The 18,245-nt window shown below is 68.3% G+C and carries 24 protein-coding genes; 17 read left to right on the forward strand and 7 right to left on the reverse strand.

Features of this window, described 5'->3' with window-relative positions:
• The 9 genes from FSY98_RS11725 (at position 1) to FSY98_RS11765 (ending at position 4,949) form a co-directional block, all read left to right on the forward strand.
• Complete coding sequence (locus tag FSY98_RS11725) at positions 1-927, forward strand: cyclase family protein (RefSeq protein ID WP_144876862.1); 927 nt, start codon at positions 1-3, stop codon at positions 925-927.
• 75 nt (positions 928-1,002) lie between these two features.
• Entirely contained in the window at positions 1,003-1,194 is a 192-nt protein-coding gene (locus FSY98_RS11730) for a helix-turn-helix domain-containing protein (protein ID WP_144876863.1), read from the forward strand.
• A 140-nt stretch (positions 1,195-1,334) separates the two neighbouring features.
• On the forward strand, positions 1,335-1,433 hold the full coding sequence (locus tag FSY98_RS11735) for a 30S ribosomal protein bS22 (RefSeq protein ID WP_003792170.1): 99 nt from the start codon (positions 1,335-1,337) through the stop codon (positions 1,431-1,433).
• Between the two features lie 82 nt (positions 1,434-1,515).
• Complete coding sequence (locus FSY98_RS11740) at positions 1,516-1,818, forward strand: rhodanese-like domain-containing protein (RefSeq protein WP_144876864.1); 303 nt, start codon at positions 1,516-1,518, stop codon at positions 1,816-1,818.
• Positions 1,815-2,111: a glutaredoxin family protein gene (locus FSY98_RS11745; RefSeq protein WP_144876865.1), complete on the forward strand. Its 297-nt coding sequence runs from the start codon at positions 1,815-1,817 to the stop codon at positions 2,109-2,111. The genes FSY98_RS11740 and FSY98_RS11745 overlap by 4 nt, the downstream gene beginning before the upstream one ends.
• Positions 2,108-2,410, forward strand: a complete 303-nt coding sequence (locus tag FSY98_RS11750; RefSeq protein ID WP_144876866.1) for a Dabb family protein — start codon at positions 2,108-2,110, stop codon at positions 2,408-2,410. Before FSY98_RS11745 ends, FSY98_RS11750 begins: the two co-directional genes overlap by 4 nt.
• A gap of 137 nt (positions 2,411-2,547) precedes the next feature.
• Positions 2,548-3,363: a basic amino acid ABC transporter substrate-binding protein gene (locus tag FSY98_RS11755; protein WP_144876867.1), complete on the forward strand. Its 816-nt coding sequence runs from the start codon at positions 2,548-2,550 to the stop codon at positions 3,361-3,363.
• 36 nt (positions 3,364-3,399) lie between these two features.
• Positions 3,400-4,197, forward strand: coding sequence for an amino acid ABC transporter permease (locus FSY98_RS11760; RefSeq protein ID WP_144876868.1), 798 nt, complete (start codon positions 3,400-3,402; stop codon positions 4,195-4,197).
• Positions 4,194-4,949: an amino acid ABC transporter ATP-binding protein gene (locus tag FSY98_RS11765; protein WP_144876869.1), complete on the forward strand. Its 756-nt coding sequence runs from the start codon at positions 4,194-4,196 to the stop codon at positions 4,947-4,949. The genes FSY98_RS11760 and FSY98_RS11765 overlap by 4 nt, the downstream gene beginning before the upstream one ends.
• A gap of 129 nt (positions 4,950-5,078) precedes the next feature.
• Here the strand turns inward: FSY98_RS11765 and FSY98_RS11770 are convergent, their stop codons facing one another.
• The 5 genes from FSY98_RS11770 to FSY98_RS11790 all read right to left on the reverse strand — a co-directional run bounded on the left by FSY98_RS11770 (position 5,079) and on the right by FSY98_RS11790 (position 9,303).
• Positions 5,079-5,255: a DUF1508 domain-containing protein gene (locus FSY98_RS11770; protein ID WP_144876870.1), complete on the reverse strand. Its 177-nt coding sequence runs from the start codon at positions 5,253-5,255 to the stop codon at positions 5,079-5,081.
• Between the two features lie 88 nt (positions 5,256-5,343).
• Positions 5,344-6,423, reverse strand: a complete 1,080-nt coding sequence (locus FSY98_RS11775; RefSeq protein WP_144876871.1) for an ABC transporter ATP-binding protein — start codon at positions 6,421-6,423, stop codon at positions 5,344-5,346.
• Positions 6,420-7,214 carry an ABC transporter permease gene (locus tag FSY98_RS11780; RefSeq protein WP_144876872.1) on the reverse strand — a complete coding sequence of 265 codons (795 nt, stop codon included), beginning with the start codon at positions 7,212-7,214 and terminating at the stop codon, positions 6,420-6,422. The genes FSY98_RS11775 and FSY98_RS11780 overlap by 4 nt, the downstream gene beginning before the upstream one ends.
• Positions 7,211-8,161, reverse strand: coding sequence for an ABC transporter permease subunit (locus FSY98_RS11785; RefSeq protein WP_260857387.1), 951 nt, complete (start codon positions 8,159-8,161; stop codon positions 7,211-7,213). The genes FSY98_RS11780 and FSY98_RS11785 overlap by 4 nt, the downstream gene beginning before the upstream one ends.
• Positions 8,158-9,303 carry an ABC transporter substrate-binding protein gene (locus FSY98_RS11790; protein WP_144876874.1) on the reverse strand — a complete coding sequence of 382 codons (1,146 nt, stop codon included), beginning with the start codon at positions 9,301-9,303 and terminating at the stop codon, positions 8,158-8,160. Before FSY98_RS11790 ends, FSY98_RS11785 begins: the two co-directional genes overlap by 4 nt.
• A gap of 241 nt (positions 9,304-9,544) precedes the next feature.
• On the opposite strand from FSY98_RS11790, the gene FSY98_RS11795 reads away from it, so the two are divergent.
• Complete coding sequence (locus FSY98_RS11795; protein WP_144876875.1) at positions 9,545-10,372, forward strand: TSUP family transporter; 828 nt, start codon at positions 9,545-9,547, stop codon at positions 10,370-10,372.
• A gap of 167 nt (positions 10,373-10,539) precedes the next feature.
• On the opposite strand, the gene aspS is transcribed toward FSY98_RS11795, so the two are convergent.
• Positions 10,540-12,321 carry an aspartate--tRNA ligase gene (gene aspS / locus FSY98_RS11800; RefSeq protein ID WP_144876876.1) on the reverse strand — a complete coding sequence of 594 codons (1,782 nt, stop codon included), beginning with the start codon at positions 12,319-12,321 and terminating at the stop codon, positions 10,540-10,542.
• 116 nt (positions 12,322-12,437) lie between these two features.
• On the opposite strand from aspS, the gene FSY98_RS11805 reads away from it, so the two are divergent.
• Both FSY98_RS11805 and FSY98_RS11810 read left to right on the forward strand, forming a co-directional pair.
• Entirely contained in the window at positions 12,438-12,812 is a 375-nt protein-coding gene (locus tag FSY98_RS11805; protein ID WP_144876877.1) for a DUF5684 domain-containing protein, read from the forward strand.
• 1 nt (position 12,813) lies between these two features.
• Positions 12,814-13,443, forward strand: coding sequence for a histidine phosphatase family protein (locus tag FSY98_RS11810; protein ID WP_144876878.1), 630 nt, complete (start codon positions 12,814-12,816; stop codon positions 13,441-13,443).
• Between the two features lie 225 nt (positions 13,444-13,668).
• Here FSY98_RS11810 and FSY98_RS11815 read toward each other — a convergent pair whose 3' ends face one another.
• Complete coding sequence (locus FSY98_RS11815) at positions 13,669-14,574, reverse strand: NAD(P)/FAD-dependent oxidoreductase (protein WP_144876879.1); 906 nt, start codon at positions 14,572-14,574, stop codon at positions 13,669-13,671.
• A gap of 54 nt (positions 14,575-14,628) precedes the next feature.
• Between FSY98_RS11815 and FSY98_RS11820 the strand changes: the two genes are divergently transcribed.
• From FSY98_RS11820 to FSY98_RS11840, 5 genes are all read left to right on the forward strand, one after another.
• The gene (locus FSY98_RS11820; protein ID WP_144876880.1) at positions 14,629-15,033 is read left to right on the forward strand and encodes a MerR family transcriptional regulator; all 405 of its coding nucleotides are present in this window, start codon (positions 14,629-14,631) and stop codon (positions 15,031-15,033) included.
• Positions 15,034-15,146: 113 nt separating this feature from the next.
• A complete protein-coding gene (locus FSY98_RS11825; protein WP_222119165.1) occupies positions 15,147-15,773 on the forward strand; it encodes an MSMEG_1061 family FMN-dependent PPOX-type flavoprotein in 627 nt (208 codons plus the stop codon).
• A complete protein-coding gene (locus FSY98_RS11830) occupies positions 15,774-16,718 on the forward strand; it encodes a PDR/VanB family oxidoreductase (RefSeq protein WP_144876881.1) in 945 nt (314 codons plus the stop codon).
• Positions 16,719-16,789: 71 nt separating this feature from the next.
• On the forward strand, positions 16,790-17,440 hold the full coding sequence (locus tag FSY98_RS11835) for a TlpA disulfide reductase family protein (protein WP_144876882.1): 651 nt from the start codon (positions 16,790-16,792) through the stop codon (positions 17,438-17,440).
• A gap of 16 nt (positions 17,441-17,456) precedes the next feature.
• Positions 17,457-18,218 carry a cytochrome c biogenesis CcdA family protein gene (locus FSY98_RS11840; RefSeq protein ID WP_144876883.1) on the forward strand — a complete coding sequence of 254 codons (762 nt, stop codon included), beginning with the start codon at positions 17,457-17,459 and terminating at the stop codon, positions 18,216-18,218.
• The last annotated feature ends 27 nt before the right edge of the window (positions 18,219-18,245 follow it).

The raw sequence follows: 18,245 nt of genomic DNA on the forward strand, positions 1-18,245 counted from the left end.
ATGACGCGACCTGCCGAATACCGGGCTCATTTCGACTTCTCCCTGTCGTTCGCGAACGGAGGGGGAATGACCGGCGAGGGCTTCCGCCTCGACGTTCCCTCTGCCGGTGTCGGCCACGATGAGGTCGCCGCGTTGCTCACTCGCCACCTCGGGCTCGCGCTGGTGCAGGACGTCGAGCTCCGCGGGCTCACGGTCGTCGAAGAGCCGCATCGTGGGTCGCGGGGTGCGGAGCCGGCAGCGCCGTTGGCGCAGCGAGTCATCGATCTCAGCCACACGATCGACGCGGGGATGGTGACCTACCCCGGGTTGCCCGTACCCGTCATCACCCCGCACCTCACTCGCGAGGATTCGCGCGGCAAGTACGCCGAGGGCACCGAGTTCGCGATGGACATCATCACAATGATCGGCAACACCGGGACGTACCTGGACGCTCCCTTCCACCGGTACGCGGACGGTGGCGATCTCGCTGCTCTCGACCTCGAGACTCTCGTCGACCTGCGGGCGGAGGTCTTCCATCTGCACGACGCCTGGACGTCGGAGCGGCGCGGGATCGGGGCGGTCACGATGGGCGACCGCGAGCTCGCGGGGTCGGCCGTGCTGCTCGATACCGGGTGGAGCCGTCATTTCGGGACTCCTGCTTACGGGCGAGGTGCTCCGTTCCTCACGGAGGACGGCGCGCGGTATCTCGTGGATGCGGGCGTCGCGCTCGTCGGCATCGACTCGCTCAACATCGACGACACGGAGAGCGGGGGGCACCGGCCAGCGCACAGCATCCTTCTCGCGGCGGGCGTCCACGTCGTCGAGCACCTGACGAACCTGGCTGCGGTGCCGGCGCGTGGTGCGCGGTTCACGGCCGCGCCGCCGGCCGTCCGACGCTTCGGGACGTTCCCGGTGCGGGCCTTCGCACTCGTCGGTTCCGGTTCCTGATCACACGAGTCACACGGGTTTACACGCGTCCCACCAAGCCCATAGAGTGTGCACATCGAGAAAGGGGTACGTGGGATGCCCGAAGTGCCTGATGTCCGGTTCCTGACGGTGGCCGAGGTCGCCGAACTGATGCGAGTGTCGAAGATGACCGTGTATCGGATGGTGCACGCTGGGGAGCTGCCAGCCATCCGCTTCGGTCGCAGTTTCCGCGTTCCCGAGTCCGCCGTCGCCGACGCGCTCCAGCGCCCCGTCTCCGACGTAGGCTGAGCGTCCCGCTCCGTCCATGTCCGTCGGGTGACGGAGTGGGCCGTGGGATTTGCTAGACTGCTCCGAGGCATTTTTTTCCATGCCCGTACCCGGGTGTCCGTGACCGTGCGACACCCAGCCCCTGACGTAGTGAGGTTCCCGTGGGTTCTGTCATCAAGAAGCGCCGCAAGCGCATGGCGAAGAAGAAGCACCGCAAGCTGCTTCGCAAGACTCGCCACCAGCGCCGCAACAAGAAGTAAGCGGCCAGACACTGAGCGCCTGTCTTCGGACGGGCGCTTCGTGTCTCCGCCCCAGGTTTCGCCCCGACGTCGAGGAGTCCCCATGAAGTCGATCACCGTCACCGAGCTCTCCGAGCGGTCCGACACCCCGCTCATCGATGTGCGCGAGGCCCACGAGTTCGCCGCAGGGCATGTTCCCGGTGCCGTCAACATCCCGATGTCCGAGATCGGCAACCGCCTGGAGGAGCTCCCGGCCGAGTCGTTCGACGTCATCTGTCAGGCAGGCGGTCGCTCGGCCCGCGTCGTCGAGGCCCTCGAGGCCCGTGGATACGACGCGACCAACGTCGAGGGCGGGACCGGAGAGTGGATCGCGCAGGGCCGCGAGGTCGAGGTGCCGTCGGCGTGACCACGCTGACCCTGATCGGCAAGCCCGACTGTCATCTCTGCGACGTCGCATCCGAGATCATCGATGCCGTCGTCGCCGATCTGCCGGATGCCGCTGCCGAGAGCATCGAGATCGTCGAGGCCTCGATCAACGACGATCCCGCACTCTACGAACTGTGGTGGGAGAAGATCCCTGTCGTGCTCATCGACGGTGAACTGCACGCACACTGGCGCCTCTCGGCGGACCGGCTGCGCGAGGCGCTCGAGACGGCTGTCGTCCGCGACACCGAGAACCCTCTGAAGGAGACACGATGACCATCCGCCACGTCGTGAGCTGGAAGCTCGCCGCAGATGACGCCGAGGTCCGCGCAGAACATGCCGCCGAGGTCGCGCGCAGACTCCTCGCGCTCGACGGGGTCGTGACGCAGATCCTGTCGATCTCCGCCGGTGCGAACGTCGCCTACCCCGATGCGAACTGGGACGTGACCGTCGTCGCCGACTTCGCATCGATCGCCGCGCTCGAGGAGTACCAGGTTCACCCGGCCCATGAGCAGGTCGTCGCGTACGTCCGCTCCGTCGTGTCCGGACGCGTGGCCGTCGACTTCGAGATCTGACCCGGGGCCTTCGCGGCCTTTGCAACACAAACGTAATGCGCCGAGAGCCCCGCCGTTCTGTCGAGCCGCATCGCCCGTGTTTAGATGTTCTCCTACCCGTCCGTGGGCACTCGGCCCTCGTCCCATCAGGAGCTGACATGCAGCGTCGCCACATCATCGCCGGGATCGCTCTCGCGGCGACCGCCACCCTCGCCCTCGCGGGCTGCGCAGGCGGTGCCGGCGGATCGGGATCCGGCGACTCCGATGCCGACAACGAATACGGTCTCGTGGACGCGGGCACCCTGACGGTCTGCTCCGACATCCCCTACCCGCCGTTCGAGTTCGAGGGCGGCGACAACGGCACCGGGTACACCGGCTTCGACATCGACCTCCTCGACGCGATCGCCAAGAAGCTCGACCTCAAGCTGTCGGTGCAGGATGTCGGTTTCGACGCTCTGCAGTCCGGCACGACCCTCGCGGCGGGTACCTGCGACGTGGGCGCATCGGCGATGACCATCACCGACGAGCGCAAGGCGAACCTCGACTTCTCCGACCCCTACTACGACTCGCTCCAGTCGCTGCTCGTGCGCACCGACTCGGGCATCGAGTCGATCGAGGACCTCGACGGCAAGAACGTCGGCGTGCAGCAGGGCACCACGGGTGAGGCCTACGCCAACGAGAACGCCACCGGAGCGCAGATCGTGCAGTACCCCTCGGACGGCGAGCTGTGGCCGGCGATGCAGGCAGGGCAGATCGACGCGATCCTGCAGGACCAGCCGGTGAACCTCGAGCACGAGAAGGCCGACAGCGCCTATGAGATCGTCGAGGAGTACGACACCGAGGAGTCCTACGGCTTCGCCTTCGCCAAGGGCGAGAAGGACGCACTGGTCGACGCGGTCAACGGCGCCCTCGAGGAGCTTCGCGACAGCGGCGACTACCAGACGATCTACGACACCTACTTCACGGCGAACTGACCCGGCGGCAGGCAAGGGATCCGGAGGACCTTGACAATGGCGTTGAGGCGCACCACGAAGCAGAAGCTCTACCGGTACATCGTCTACGCGGTGCTGATCGCGATCGTCGTCTGGGCGGCCGTCTCCACCAACTGGGCGAAGATCGGTCCGCTCTTCTTCAACCCTGAGGTCGCGGCGAAGATGTTCCCCGGGATCATCACCACCGCACTCGTCAACACGATCTGGTTCACCATCGTCGCGTTCGCCGGCGGCCTGTTGCTGGGCATCTTCCTCGCGTTGCTGAAGCTGTCGAGCATCGGACCGTTCCGGTGGATCGCGACGGCCTGGATCGAGCTGTTCCGCGGCCTTCCCGCCATCCTGACGATCTTCGGCGTCGCATTCATCGTGCCGATCGCCACGGGTATTCGCGGGCAGGAGCTCGGTGGGCCCGTGGTGCTCGGTCTCATCGGATTGATCCTGGTCGCCTCTGCATACATGGCCGAGACGATCCGCGCCGGTCTGCAGGCCGTGCCGAAGGGTCAGACCGAGGCGGCCCGTTCGTTGGGAATGTCGCCCATGAAGACGACCTTCTGGATCGTCGTCCCCCAGGGCTTCCGCATCATCATCCCGCCGTTGACCAACGAGTTCGTGCTGCTGCTGAAGGACACCTCGCTGCTCTTCATCGCGGGTGCGTTCATCTGGTCGAAGGAGCTCACGACGTTCGCGCGGGACGCGACGACCCAGAACTCCAACGCGACGCCGCTGATCATGGCGGCGATCCTGTACCTGATCGTGACGATCCCGCTCACACGTTTCACCGCGTATCTCGAGCGGCGGATGGCGAGGCAGCGATGACCACCGACCTGATCGACGTCCACGCCCCGGCGATCGATGTGCAGGGGCTCGTGAAGACGTTCGGCGACAACGAGGTGCTCAAGGGCATCGACCTGACCGTCACCGGGGGTGAGGTGGTGTGCGTGATCGGCCCGTCGGGCTCCGGCAAGTCGACCCTGCTGCGCTCGGTGAATCTGCTCGAGGAGCCGACCGACGGCAAGATCTTCATCGAGGGGATCGACATCACGGACCCCGATGTCGACATCGATCGGGTGCGCACCCGCATCGGGATGGTGTTCCAGAGCTTCAACCTGTTCCCGCACCTGAGCGTGCTCGACAACCTGACGATCGCCCAGCGGCGGGTGAAGAAGCGCAACAAGGCCGAGGCCGAGAGGGTCGCGCACGAGATGCTCGGCCGCGTCGGGCTGGCCGAGAAGGCGAAGGCCTTCCCCGGTCATCTCTCTGGCGGGCAGCAGCAGCGCGTCGCGATCGCGCGGGCGCTGTGCATGAACCCCGACATGATGCTGTTCGACGAGCCCACCTCTGCCCTCGACCCCGAGCTGGTCGGCGAGGTGCTGCAGGTCATGCGCTCGCTCGCCGACGAGGGCATGACGATGCTCGTCGTGACGCACGAGATGGGCTTCGCCCGTGAGGTGGGCTCGCGCCTCATCTTCATGGACGGCGGTCACATCGTCGAGGAGGGCGACCCCCGCGAGGTGCTGGCGAACCCGCAGCATCCGCGCACGCAGGACTTCCTCTCGCGCGTGCTCTGACGTCGCACGTCAGCCCACCCCTCCCGAGACCCACCACGCACGCCGAAACCCACCAGCGCTGACGTCAGCACTGGTGGGTTTCGGCGTTCCGGGTGGGTCTCGATGTTCGTCGAGACCCGAGCCCACGGGTCAGTCGACCTCGACGACCTCGGCGTCGGCGTGGTGGCGCACCGAGTCGATGCCGTTCAGGGCTGCTGACTTCGAGGTGTAGCTCTCGCTCGTCGCGATGACCTCTCCGTTGCCCGCCTTGAGCCGGAATCGGTACCCGCCGGAGCGGTCTGCGTACAGCTCGAACTTGCCTGCCATGAGGTGTCCTCCCACTCGGTCAGAGGGAGCGGCGTGCCCCCTCGCGATCACGGTATCCCGGAGTATCGGCTCAGGGATAGAGCGAAGATCAGCCGCGCGCATGCACGGCCACGGGCTCAGGCGCCACCGCGATGCGCACGCGATCCCCGAAGGCGGGGTGGATGCCGGGGGCGTGCTGCAGCCGCACGAGTTCGCCCGACTCGGTGCGCACGAGGGTGCGGCGCATGCTGCCGAGGAACGTGCTCTCCTGCACGAGGGCGTCGGTCGCGGCATCCGCCTCTGAGGCGAAGTGCACGTTCTCGGGCCGCAGGTACACGTCGACGGGTCCGTCGGCGGGCGACTGCAGTGGCAGGCGCTGACCCCACACCACGACGTGATCGCCGCCGGCGACGCCGGAGACGACGCTCGACAGTCCCACGAACGCCGCCACCCCCGCTGTCGACGGCGTCGTGTACAACTCCTCGGGCGAGCCGATCTGCTCGATGGAGCCGGCGTTCATCACGGCGATCCGGTCGGACACCGCGAGGGCCTCCTCCTGGTCGTGCGTCACGAAGACTGTGGTGATGCCGAGGCGCAGCTGGATGCGGCGGATCTCGTCGCGCAGCTGCACCCGCACCTTGGCGTCGAGCGCCGAGAGCGGCTCGTCGAGCAGCAGTACCTTGGGTTCGGTCACGAGGGCGCGGGCGAGGGCCACGCGCTGCTGCTGACCGCCGGAGAGCTGGTGCGGGAACCGATCGGCGAGGTCTCCGAGTCCGACGAGGGCGAGCGCATCGAGGGCGCGCGTCGCGGCCTCCGCCTTTCCCACACCGCGTCGCCGCAGACCGAACGCCGTGTTGTCGGCCACCCTCAGGTGCGGGAACAGCGAGTACGACTGGAAGACCATTCCGATGTCGCGCTTGTTGGTCGGCACCCTCGACACATCGCCGCCGTCGAGCAGCACCGCGCCGCTGTCGAGTCCCTCCAGTCCGGCGAGTACCCGCAGCAGGGTCGTCTTGCCGCACCCCGACGGCCCGAGCAGCGAGACGAACTCTCCGGGGGCGATGTCGAGGTCGACGCCGTGCAGCACCGTGTTGCTTCCGTAGCTCTTGACGATCCTCTGCAGCTGCACGCGCGTGCCCTCTCCGGCTTCCGCGAGCAGTATGTTGTCGGCGGTCTGGGGGAGAGTCATGACAGGGCCTTTCGATTGCCGCGCGCGACGCGGCCGATGAGGAGGAGAAGCAGGAAGACGAGCAGCAGGGCCAGGAGGGTGAAGATCGCCGGGGCGTACGGGTCCTGCTTCTGCACGACCACCATGGCGGTCTGGAAGACCTGACGATTGAGCAGCGACGCGATCGTGAACTCGCCGAGCACGACGGCGATCGAGATCAGGGAGGCTGCGAGCAGCCCCTGGCGCAGGTTCGGCGCGAGCACCCTCAGGACGACGGTCGGCCAGCTCGCGCCCAGCGACCGCGCCGCCTCCGCGAGCGTGCGCAGGTCGGCGGCGTCGATCGAGGCCTGGATCGAGCGGTAGGCGAACGGGAGGACCGTGATCCCGTAGGCGAAGGCGAGTGTCCAGGTGCCGGTGCCGAGCGTGCGGCCGATCTGCAGGTAGATCGGCGCGAGACCCACGACGAGCACGATGGCGGGTATCGAGATCGGCAGCAGCACGGCGAACTCGAACGCGGGCCGGAGCCGCCCGAACCGCAGATTGACGAGGATCATCGTGGGCGCGAGCAACAGCAGCACGATCGCGACCGTCACGATGGCGAGCACGAGCGAGTTGCCCAGGCCCATCCAGATCGGACGGATCGCCGCGGACTCCGCCGGGTCGAACAGCGCGGCCCAGCGCTCGAACCCGAGCGAGCCGTCGGTCTGGCGCAGCGTGTACAGGAAGGTCGAGATGAGCGGGATCGCGAAGAACGCGCCGACCGCGATGCCGATGACCCAGCGCGTCACGGGGGAGGGGGCGAGACGGTTCACGACTGCCACCTCGCTGCCCGGCGCTGGATGAGCGAGTAGAGGGCCATGACGACTCCCACGATGACGATCATGCCGAGCGCGAGTGCGCCGGCGAGGTTCTCCCGACCGAGTACGGTCTCGCTGGTCAGCGAGGTGCGGATCTGCAGCGGCACGATCTGCGACCCCTGGCTGGCGAGGGCGGCCGCCGTGGCGTACGACGAGAACGCATTCGCGAAGAGCAGCAGCAGGCTGGCGAGGAACGATGGGGCCAGGACCGGGATGCCGATGCGCAGCCAGAAGCTCGATCGGGTGCCGCCCAGGGTGAGGTTCGCCTCGGACCACTGCGGCTTCAGCGCCGCGAGAGCCGGCATGAACGTGATCACCATGAGCGGGATCTGGAAGTAGATGTACGGCAGGATCAGTCCGGGCAGCTCGTAGAGCCAGGTGCCGTTCGCGTAGATGTCGATGCCGAACGCGTCCTGCAGGAAGAGCCTCAGCACGCCCTGGATGCCGATCGTCGCGATGAACGCGAAGGCGAGCATGACGCCGCCGAACTGCGCGAGCACACCGGCCGCGGCATCCACGGTCGAGCGCACCACGCCCTCCGGGTTCATGCCGAGCAGGGCGTAGCAGACGAGCGCCCCGACGACAGCGCCGACGACGGCGGTGAGGAGCGACAGCCCAGCCGAATTCGCGAAGGTCGTGAGGACGACGGGGTCTGCGAGCGCCGACACGTTGGTCCAGGTGAAATCGCCGTCCTTCGTGAAGAAGCCCGAGCCGATGGCGAGGACGGTCGGGACGGCGAGGAACAGCAGCACGTACGCGGCGAAGGGGACGAGTCCGAGCCAGGCCGCGGACGGCGCCGAGCGCGGGGCCCGCGACGCGGTCGCCGGCCCCGCGCCGTGCGGAGCGGAGGGGACGGGGGCGGATGCCGCAGCATCCGCCCCCGCTGCGATGGCAGTGGTCACTGGACCGCCGCTGCCCACTTCTCACCGAGCAGCGTGCCGGCGTTCGTCGACTGCTCCTCGGTCGGGACGACCGTCTCGGCCGGGACCTCGGGGAGGGCTGCTGCGAGGTCGGCGTCGATCGTGCCGGCCTCGGTCATGGCATCCATGCGCGCCGGACGTGCGCCGCCGGCGAGCCAGAGGTTCTGCACCTCGTCGCTGTAGAGGAACTCCTGCCACAGGCGCGCGGCGGCGGGGTGCGGAGCGTCGACGTTCACGGCCTGGTTGTAGTAGCCGGCGTAGCCGGTGCCGTCGAACACGACGACCTTCCAGTCCTCGTTGTCGGCGACGTGGGTCGCGTTCAGGTAGTCCCAGTCGAAGACGACGGGGGTCTCGCCGCTCGCGATCGTCGCAGTGGTCACGTCGACCTTGAGCATGTTGCCGGACTTCTGCAGCTCCGAGAAGAAGTCGATGCCCGGCTGGTAGTCGTCGAGCGAGCCGTCGGACTGCACGGTCGCGAGACCGACGGCGGCGAAAGCCGCACCGGCCTGCGTGGGGTCGCCGTTGATGGCCACGGCGCCCTTGTAGTCGGCGCCGAGCAGGTCGTCGAGCGAGTCGGGCGCGGGGAACTTCGACGAGTCGTATCCGATCGACATGTACCCGCCGTAGTCGCCGACGAAGAGGCCGGTCGGCTCCTTGAGCGCGTCGGGGATCTCGTCCCACGTCTGCACCTGGTACGGGGCGAAGCGATCAGTGTTCTGCAGCGCGACCGTGAGGCCCAGGTCGAAGACGTCGGGCGCGGTGTCGAGGCCCTCGTTGGTCTCGGCGGCCTGGATCTCTTCGGCGCTGGAGACGTCGGGCGACGCCTCGTTGATCGTGATCTCCGGGTACTTCTCGGCGAAGAGGTCGATGATCTCTCCGTAGTTCGCCCAATCGCGGGGGAGGGCGATGACGTTGAGCTGGCCCTCGGCCTTGGCGGCCTCCTCGAGATCGGCGAGCGTGCCGAAGTCCTCGACGGAGGTGGCGGTCGCGGCGTCGACGGATCCGTCGGCCGAGCCGGAACCGGCGGCGTCGGCCGCACCGGAGCAGGCGGTCAGAGCGAAAGCCGCCGTGGTGACCAGGGCGAGGCCGGCGCCGATGCGAGCGTGGCGGGTGATGCGAGACATGGGTGTCCTCTCGGTGGCCGGCGCTGTGTGCCGGTAATCGGGTTGCGAGAGGAACCTACGGCCCGGACGTTGCCGATCATGCGGGAGTGGGTGAACGAACGGTGTCCACTTCATTGCCGATCCGGTGCGGCGTATCGCGTCGTGACGACAGCAGTGCGCAGAAACGCAGGATGCCGGGCGCGACGCCACTCGGTGCGGGTGGCATCGCGGTCGCGACCGTACGGTCTGACATTCTGGAGGGATGGACATCGGCAGTGTGCTCGGGCTGGAGCAGCTCACCTGGGGCACGCTGATTCTCGTCGTCATCGCCGCGTTCGCCGCCGGGTGGATCGATGCCGTCGTCGGCGGCGGCGGGCTGCTGCAACTCCCCGCGATGCTGCTCATCCCTGGCATCTCGCCCCTCCAAGCCCTCGCCACCAACAAGCTCGCGTCCGTGTTCGGCACCGCGACGAGCAGCGTGACGTACTACCGGCGCGCGAAACCGGACATCCGCACCGCAGTGCCGATGGCGGCGATCGCGCTCGCCGGATCCTTCGGCGGGGCGGCCGTCGCCACGGTGCTTCCCGCGGCGGCGTTCAAGCCGATCATCGTCGTCGCCCTGCTCGTGGTCGCGCTGTTCACGGCGTTCCGCCCGCAGATGGGCGCTGCCACGAAGCTGCGGTTCTCCGGGCACAGGCACCACGTCATGGCGGGGGTGGCCGGACTCGTGATCGGCTTCTACGACGGGCTCATCGGCCCGGGAACGGGGACGTTCCTCGTCATCTCGCTCGTGGCGTTGCTCGGCTACGACTTCCTTCAGGCGAGCGCCAAGGCGAAGATCGTCAACCTGGCGACCAACATCGGCGCCCTGCTGCTCTTCATCCCGCACGGTGCCGTGCTGTGGCTGCTCGGCGGCATCCTCGCGGTCGCGAATGTCGCTGGCAGCTATCTCGGATCCCGGATGGCGATCTCGCGTGGCGCGACGTTCATCCGCGTCGTGTTCCTGCTCGTGGTCGTCGCGCTCATCGCGAAGCTCGGCGTCGACGTGTGGAACGAGAACATCGTCCCGGCGATGGCGTCGCTGCGCTGACGTCGCCCCCGTCGCCACCTGCGCCGCCGTCGCCACGTGCGCCGAGACCCCGGGTTAGTGCCGAGACCCCGGGGTGCGGAGGTTCGCAGCCCGGGGTCTCGACGCTGGCGCGGGGTCTCGGCGGTTAGGGGCGGGGCGGGGCGAGGTCAGGGGCGGGGGAGCCGAGGTCAGGCCTCGTCGTCCTCCGGCTCGAAGTCGACGCCGGCCTCGGCGCGCTGCTCGGGCGTGATGGGCGCCGGCGCCGCGGTCAGCGGGTCGAAGCCGTTGCCCGACTTCGGGAAGGCGATGACCTCGCGGATCGACTCCGTCTTCGACAGGTGCTGCAGCACGCGGTCCATGCCCAGCGCGATGCCGCCGTGCGGCGGGGCACCGAACTTGAACGCATCGAGCAGGAAGCCGAACTGCTCCTCGGCGAGCTCGTCGCTGAGGCCCATGACCTCGAAGACGCGCTTCTGGATGTCTTCGCGGTGGATGCGGATGGATCCGCCGCCGAGCTCCGAGCCGTTGCACACGATGTCGTACGCGTAGGCGAGGGCCGACCCGGGGTCGGTGTCGAAGGTGTCCTCGAACTCGGGCTTCGGACCCGTGAACGCGTGGTGCACGGCGGTCCACGCGCCGGCGCCGACTGCGACGTCGCCCGAGGCGACGGCATCCGCCGCCGGCTCGAACATCGGGGCGTCGACGACCCACGTGAATGCGAACTCGGAGGCGTCAAGGTAGCCGAGGCGGCGACCGATCTCGACGCGCGCGGCACCGAGCAGTGCCCGGCTCTCCTTCGTGGCGCCGGCCGCGAAGAACACGCAGTCCCCGGGCTCGGCGCCGACGAACTCCGCGAGACCGGCCTGCTCGGCCTCAGAGAGGTTCTTCGCGGCGGGGCCGCCGAGCGTCCCGTCCTCGTTGAAGAGCACATATGCGAGGCCTCGGGCGCCGCGCTGCTTGGCCCAGTCCTGCCAGGCGTCGAGCTGCTTGCGCGGCTGGCTCGCGCCTCCCGGCATCCGCACCGCACCGACGTACTCGGCCTGGAACACCCGGAAGGGGGTCTCGGCGAAGTACTCGGTGGCCTCGACGAGCTCAAGGCCGAAGCGCAGGTCGGGCTTGTCGGAGCCGTACTTGGCCATCGCCTCGGCGTAGGTCATGCGCGGCAGCGGGGTCTGCACCTCGACGCCGATCGTCTTCCACATCGCGACGACCAGGCGCTCCATGAGCGCAATGACGTCTTCCTGGTCGACGAAGCTCATCTCGATGTCGAGCTGGGTGAACTCCGGCTGGCGGTCGGCGCGGAAGTCCTCGTCGCGGTAGCAGCGTGCGATCTGGAAGTATTTCTCCACCCCGCCGACCATGAGCAGCTGCTTGAACAGCTGCGGCGACTGGGGCAGCGCGTACCAGCTGCCCGGGTGCAGACGCGCGGGCACGACGAAGTCGCGGGCGCCCTCGGGCGTTGAACGCGTGAGGGTCGGGGTCTCGACCTCGGTGAAGTCCTCGGTGTGCAGCACGTCACGGATCGCCTTGTAGACGTCGGAGCGCAGACGCAGAGCGGATGCCGCGGCGGGGCGACGCAGGTCGAGATAGCGGTACTTGAGGCGGGCCTCCTCACCGACGTTCTCGGTCTCGGCGAGAGCAGTGGAGACCTGGAACGGGAGAGGGGCGGATTCGTTGAGCACCACGACATCGGATGCGATGAGCTCGATCTCGCCGGTCGGCAGGTTGGGGTTCTCGTTGCCGTCGGGGCGACGGGACACCTCTCCGGTGACCTTCAGCACGAACTCGTTGCGCAGCGGGCGGGCCACCTCTTCGTCGCGGATGACGACCTGGGCGATGCCCGATGCATCCCGCAGATCGATGAACGCGACTCCTCCGTGATCACGACGGCGATCCACCCACCCCGTGAGGGTGACGGTCTGGCCGATGTGCTCGGCTCGCAGGGAGCCGGCGGAGTGAGTGCGAAGCACGGAGGATTCCTCCTGATCTGGGAAATGATGAACCCGCCCATTCTACGTGGGCGGGCATCGCCTCCCCTGTCCGCGGCATATCGGTCAGTAGGATCGCCACGACAGAAAGGCGCACCATGGACTCCAACGGCATCTCCGACCTGTACGCATCGATCTTCTCGGGTACCACGGGGCTCATCGCCCTCGTCTTCTACATCCTCGTCGTCGCCGGACTCTGGAACGTATTCACGAAGGCCGGCTACCCCGGCATCCTCGCGATCATTCCCTTCGTCAACGTCATCTTCCTCGTGAAGATCGCCGGGATGTCCGGTTGGTTCGCCCTGCTCTACCTCATCCCCATCGTCGGATTCATCTTCGGCATCATCGTCGCCGTCAAGATCGGCGAACGATTCGGCAAGGGTGCGCTGTTCTCGTTCTTCCTGCTCTTCGTCTTCCCGTACATCGGCTACCTGATCCTCGGCTTCGGCGGATCGCGGTACAGCAGGATCTGACGTGCCGGCTTCGCGACTGCATCTCGTCCGCCACGGTGAGGTGCACAACCCCGCCCGCGTTCTGTACGGGCGGCTGCCCGACTACCACCTGAGCCGGGCGGGCCGGAAGATGGCCGCCGCAGCCGCCGATCACGTCGCCGGCCTCGATCGTCCGGTCTCCGCCCTGTTCTCCTCTCCGCTCGAACGCACGCAGGAGTCGGCCGAGCCCTTCGCGCAGCGCTTCGACCTGGTTCCCGAGATCGACGTGCGACTGATCGAGCCGGCGAACGTGTTCGAAGGCACGCAGATGAAGCGCTCGCTGATGAACCCGCTGAACTGGTGGCATCTGAGGCAGCCGTCGCTGCCGAGCTGGGGCGAGCCGTACACCTCGATCGCCGAGCGGATGACGGGCCTCATGGCTGAGGCGTGGCATGCCTCAGCAGGGGGCGACCTGGTCATGGTGTCGCACCAGGCGCCGATCTGGATCACCCACCTGCGGGTCGCCGGTCTGCCGCTGCGGCACGACCCCCGCACCCGCCGTTGCGCGCTGTCGAGCGTGACGTCGTTCGAGCTGGTCGGCGACGTCTGGCGCGAGGTCGCGTACGCCGAACCGGCCGCCACGGGCGGTGCGGTCGACGTCGGCGCCGTCTGACGGCGCGCTCGCCGCGTGGGTGCGCGTGGGGCGTCCTCCCGCGGGTCGTTGAGCGAGGAGCGCAGCGACGAGACGAAACGGGGTGAGGTGTGCGGGGGTGGTCGCCGCGTTTCGTCTCGCTGCGCTCGCTCAACGACCCGGGTGGGGGACCGCTCGCCCAGTGACCCGGGTGGGCTTCCTCCCGCGGGTCGTTGAGCGAGGAGCGCAGCGACGAGACGAAACGGGTCAGCCTTCCGACGCCATCAGGTCCTGGATGACGCCGACCGCAGCCAGCTGCCCGGCGGTCGCGGCCATCATCACGGCTGCCATCGGCCCGGGCAGTGATGCGCGGTGCGCGAGGTCGCCCGCGGCGAAGATCCCGGGCACGGACGTCCGCCCGAAGTCGTCGATCCCGATCGCGCCGGACTCCAGCATGTCGAGTCCGAGCTGCGGGATGAACGACGCGCGCTGGCGCATCGCGCCTGAGGCGACGAAGATCCCGGCGACCTCGTGTGCGGCATCCGTGGTGTTCACGACGACTCCGTCGCCTGCTCGGCCCACGGAGTCGACGGGCGTGCGACTCACCCGCACCCCGCGCCCCTCGAGCGCCGCGACCTCCCCGTCCGTGTACGACTCGCCCACGGGCACGACGGTGATGTCGCCCACGAAGCGTCCGAGCATGGCGATGAGGTGCTCGGCTCTCGCGGCGGCCCCGAGCACGACGATCGGCTTGCCTGCGTGCTCGTGTCCGTCGCAGAAGGGGCACGCGTAGGCACCCTGCCCCCACAGCTCGGCGAGTCCGTCGACCGGGGGCAGATCGTCGGCGACGCCCGTCGCGAGGATCACAGCGCGGGCGGATGCCGAGGAGCCTCCGGGCAGCGACACGACGAAGTCGCCCGCGATTCCGGCGACGGCCTGCACGGCGATGTCGCGGATCTCGACGTCGGGGTACTCGGCGAGCTGCGCGCGGGCCGTGGCGCGGAACTCGGCGGGCGGGGTGCCGTCGTTCGCGATGACGTTGTGCATGTGCTGCACGGTGCCGTTGCGGTACTGGCCGGAGTCGAGCAGCAGGGTCGACCGGTGCATCCGGCCCAGCGTCAGGGCCGCCTGGAGTCCGGCGGGGCCGCCGCCGATCACGATCGCGTCGTACATGGGTGTCCTCTCGGGGGAGTTGCGTTCCCGACCAGTGTGTGACTTCATGTTGACATGAAGTCAAACGCCGAGCATCCGTGGTCCGTCGGCGACGTCGCCGAGCGTTTCGACCTGCCGACGAACGTGCTGCGGCACTGGGAGTCGGTCGGCCTCCTCGAGCCGGAGCGGGATGCCGCCGGTCGGCGCCGCTACGGCGAGGACGAGGTCGTGCGGATCGCCGTGATCCAGCGGAGCAAGGCGGCGGGGATGACGCTCGAACAGATCGCCGTGCTGCTCGACGACAGCGCACGAGGACGCCACGAGGTCTTGGAGCAGCATCTCGCCGACCTCGACCGGCGCATGGAGGAGATGCGGCGCTCGCGGGAGATGACGCAGCACGCCATGCGGTGTCGCGCCCATGACATCGCGACCTGCCCGCGGTTCCGCGCGGGTGTCGACGACGTCCTGGCCCGCCTGTGAGGAACGCGACGTCCGTAGGGTCGCCGTCGTCTGTGCTCGGGGCATAGTCGCCACCCCGATGCCTGTGTCGATGTGACGCAGACGTCGTCGGAATCCGCATCTAGCGTGGAGGGATGGACGTTCGAGAGTTCCGGCCCGTCGACCTCAGCGGCATGCGTGAAACCCTGGGGGACGTCGAACCGCCCACGGTGCAGAAGATCATCGACCACCTCGACGACAACTGCCTGGCGTTCCTCGCCCACTCGCCGTTCTGCTGTCTGTCGACGTCGGATGCCGCAGGCAACTGCGACTGCTCCCCGCGCGGTGACTATCCGGGCTTCGTGCGCGCGCTCGATCGGCAGACGCTCGTCATCCCGGATCGTCTCGGCAACAAGATCGCCGACTCGATGACGAACATCCTCGACAACGGACACGTCGGTCTGCTGTGCTTCGTCCCCGGCATGACCGAGACGCTGCGCGTCAACGGCACCGCGACGGTGACTGACGAGCCGGAGCTGCTCGCCATGCTGGAGCAGGACCACTCCGTCCCCGACCTCGCCATCGTAATCCGCACGGAGCAGGTGTACCTGCACTGCGGACGCGCCCTGCTGCGGGCGGGTCTCTGGGACCCTGAGACGCAGGACCTCGCCGAGGAGGTACCGACGTCCGGGCAGATCTGGGCGAGCACCTCCGGCTACGACCCCTCGGTCGGAGACGCGATCGACGGCGCGATGGCCGGTGCGTACAAGGTGCTGTACTGAATGCGCTCTCGCGAAGGGATGATGCCCCTCGTCGTCAGCGAGATCGTGCGGGAGACACCCTCGATCGTGAGCGTGCGCCTCGAAGCGCCGGACGGTTCGCCGCTGCCGCCGTGGGTGCCGGGGTCGCACGTGGACGTGCAGTTGATCACGCGGCACGAACGTCAGTACTCGCTGTGCGGGGACCCCGCCGATGTGACGGGCTACCGGATCGCCGTCCTGCGCGAGCCGTCGTCACGCGGCAGCTCGCATTACATCCATTCGTTTCTCCGCGTGGGGAGCCGGGTGTGGGTGCGACCGCCCCGCAACCTGTTCGCGCTCGCGGACGCATCGTCGTACCTGCTCGTCGCCGCGGGGATCGGGATCACGCCCATCCTCGCCATGGCGCGGCACCTCGCGGCCGAGGGTGCTGACTGGCGGATGGTGTACCTCGTGCGACGACCCGATGACGTCGCCTTCGCTGCGGATCTCGACGCGCTCGGCGACCGGATCATCACGCACGTCAGCGGTGCGGACGGCCGGCTCGACCTCGCCCGCCTCGTCACCGACACCGCGCCGGGCACGGCCATCTACGCATGCGGCCCGCAGGGGTTCATCGATGCGCTCAGCGCGCTCGACCATGAACTGCCCAGCGGCGGCAGTATTCATGTCGAGCGTTTCGAGCCCAAGCCGCGCGAGCACAGGCCGAACGAGGAGTTCACGGTCTTGTGCAGTCGATCGCGTATTACCGTGACCGTGCCGGCGCAGCGGTCCATGCTCGACGCCCTGAGAGACTCCGGGGTCGACGTGCGCGGTTCCTGCCTGCGCGGCATCTGCGGTTCGTGCGCGCTGAGCGTGCTCGACGGGATGCCTGAGCACCGCGATTCGCTCACCGTCGACGAGGATTCGTCGACGATCTATCCGTGCGTCTCGCGGTCGGTGAGCCCGCAGCTCACCGTCGACGCGTGAGTAGCCAGGCCGCTCACACACGGTGATCCTGTCCGGCCTACGCATAGGAACCCGCGCGTAAACTGGAAACCGTGCCTCTCGCCTCGACGGTCCGTCCGATCCGCAGCGGCCGCCCCTCCCGCATCCGGTCTTCTCGCCGTGCGGTCGGAGTCGCGCTCGCCGCGGTACTCGCCATCGGTCTGAGCGCCTGCGCTCCCGACGCGGTCAGCGATTCCTTCCTCAGTGGAGACAACACCGGCTATGTGGCCGCCGACGGCGCGATCGTCGAGATCCCCGTCGCCGAACGCGGCGAGCCGGTCTCGTTCGGAGGCGTCACCGAAGACGGCGAGGACTTCGACAGCGCCGACATCGCCGGCAAGGTGACGGTCGTGAACTTCTGGTACGCGGGGTGCGCCCCGTGCCGGGTGGAGGCGGGGGATCTCGAGACCGTCTGGCAGGAGCAGGGCGGAGACGGGGTCGCATTCGTCGGCATCAACACCCGCGACCAGGCCGATACGGCCAAGGCGTTCTCGTCGGAGTTCGGTGTGACCTACCCGAGCCTGATCGACGTCGACACCGCCGAAGCCAAGCTCGCCTTCGCCGAGGCGGTGCCGATCCAGGCCACCCCGACCACTCTCGTGCTCGACAAGGAGGGCCGGGTCGCCGCGAAGATCATCGGTCCCATCGACGGCACCTCCATCCTCTCGACGCTCGTCAAGGACGCGCTGGCGGAGGACTCGTGACCTCGGCGGGTGCGCCGTGAGCCCCGAAGTCATCATCAACTCGGGCGCACTCTGGCTGGCGGTACCCGTGGCGATGCTCGCGGGGCTCATCTCCTTCCTGTCGCCGTGCGTCCTCCCGCTCGTGCCCGGCTACCTCGGCTTCCTCGGCGGCGCCGTATCGCCGCGGCCCGCGAGCGGCGCGCCGCAGACCGCCGTTCCGGGACGCGGGCGCCTCGTGCTGGGCGTGCTGCTGTTCATCCTCGGCTTCAGCGTCGTCTTCGTCGCGCTCACCGCACTCGGCGGGGCGGCGAACGTCTTCCTGATCCGCTGGGGCGACCTCGTGACCCGGATCCTCGGTGGCGTCGTCATCCTCATGGGGCTCGTGTTCCTCGGTCTGTTCGGGTTCGCGCAGCGTGAGCTGCGCTTCCATGTCGACTCGAAGTACGGCGTGATCGGCGCCCCGCTGCTCGGCATCGCTCTGGGCATCGGCTGGGCTCCCTGCCTCGGCCCCACGCTGACGGCGATCTTCGCGCTGTCTTTCAACGCCGGCGATCCGGTGCGCGCCGGCTTCCTCGGCCTCGCGTACTCGCTGGGCCTCGGCATTCCGTTCCTGCTCGTCGCCCTCGGTTTCGGCTGGGCGACGAAGACCATCGGGTTCCTCCGCCGCCATATCCGCGTCGTCAACGTCATCGGCGGTGTGCTGCTGATCCTGCTCGGCGTGCTGATGGTGACGGGACTGTGGACCGACATCATGTCCCGACTCCAGGCGGTGATGAGCAGTGTCCTCCTCCCGCTCTGATCAGAAGACGCCGCGACCGAAGGATTC

The sequence above is a fragment of the Microbacterium sp. 1.5R genome (assembly GCF_007667425.1).
Classification (GTDB): domain Bacteria; phylum Actinomycetota; class Actinomycetes; order Actinomycetales; family Microbacteriaceae; genus Microbacterium.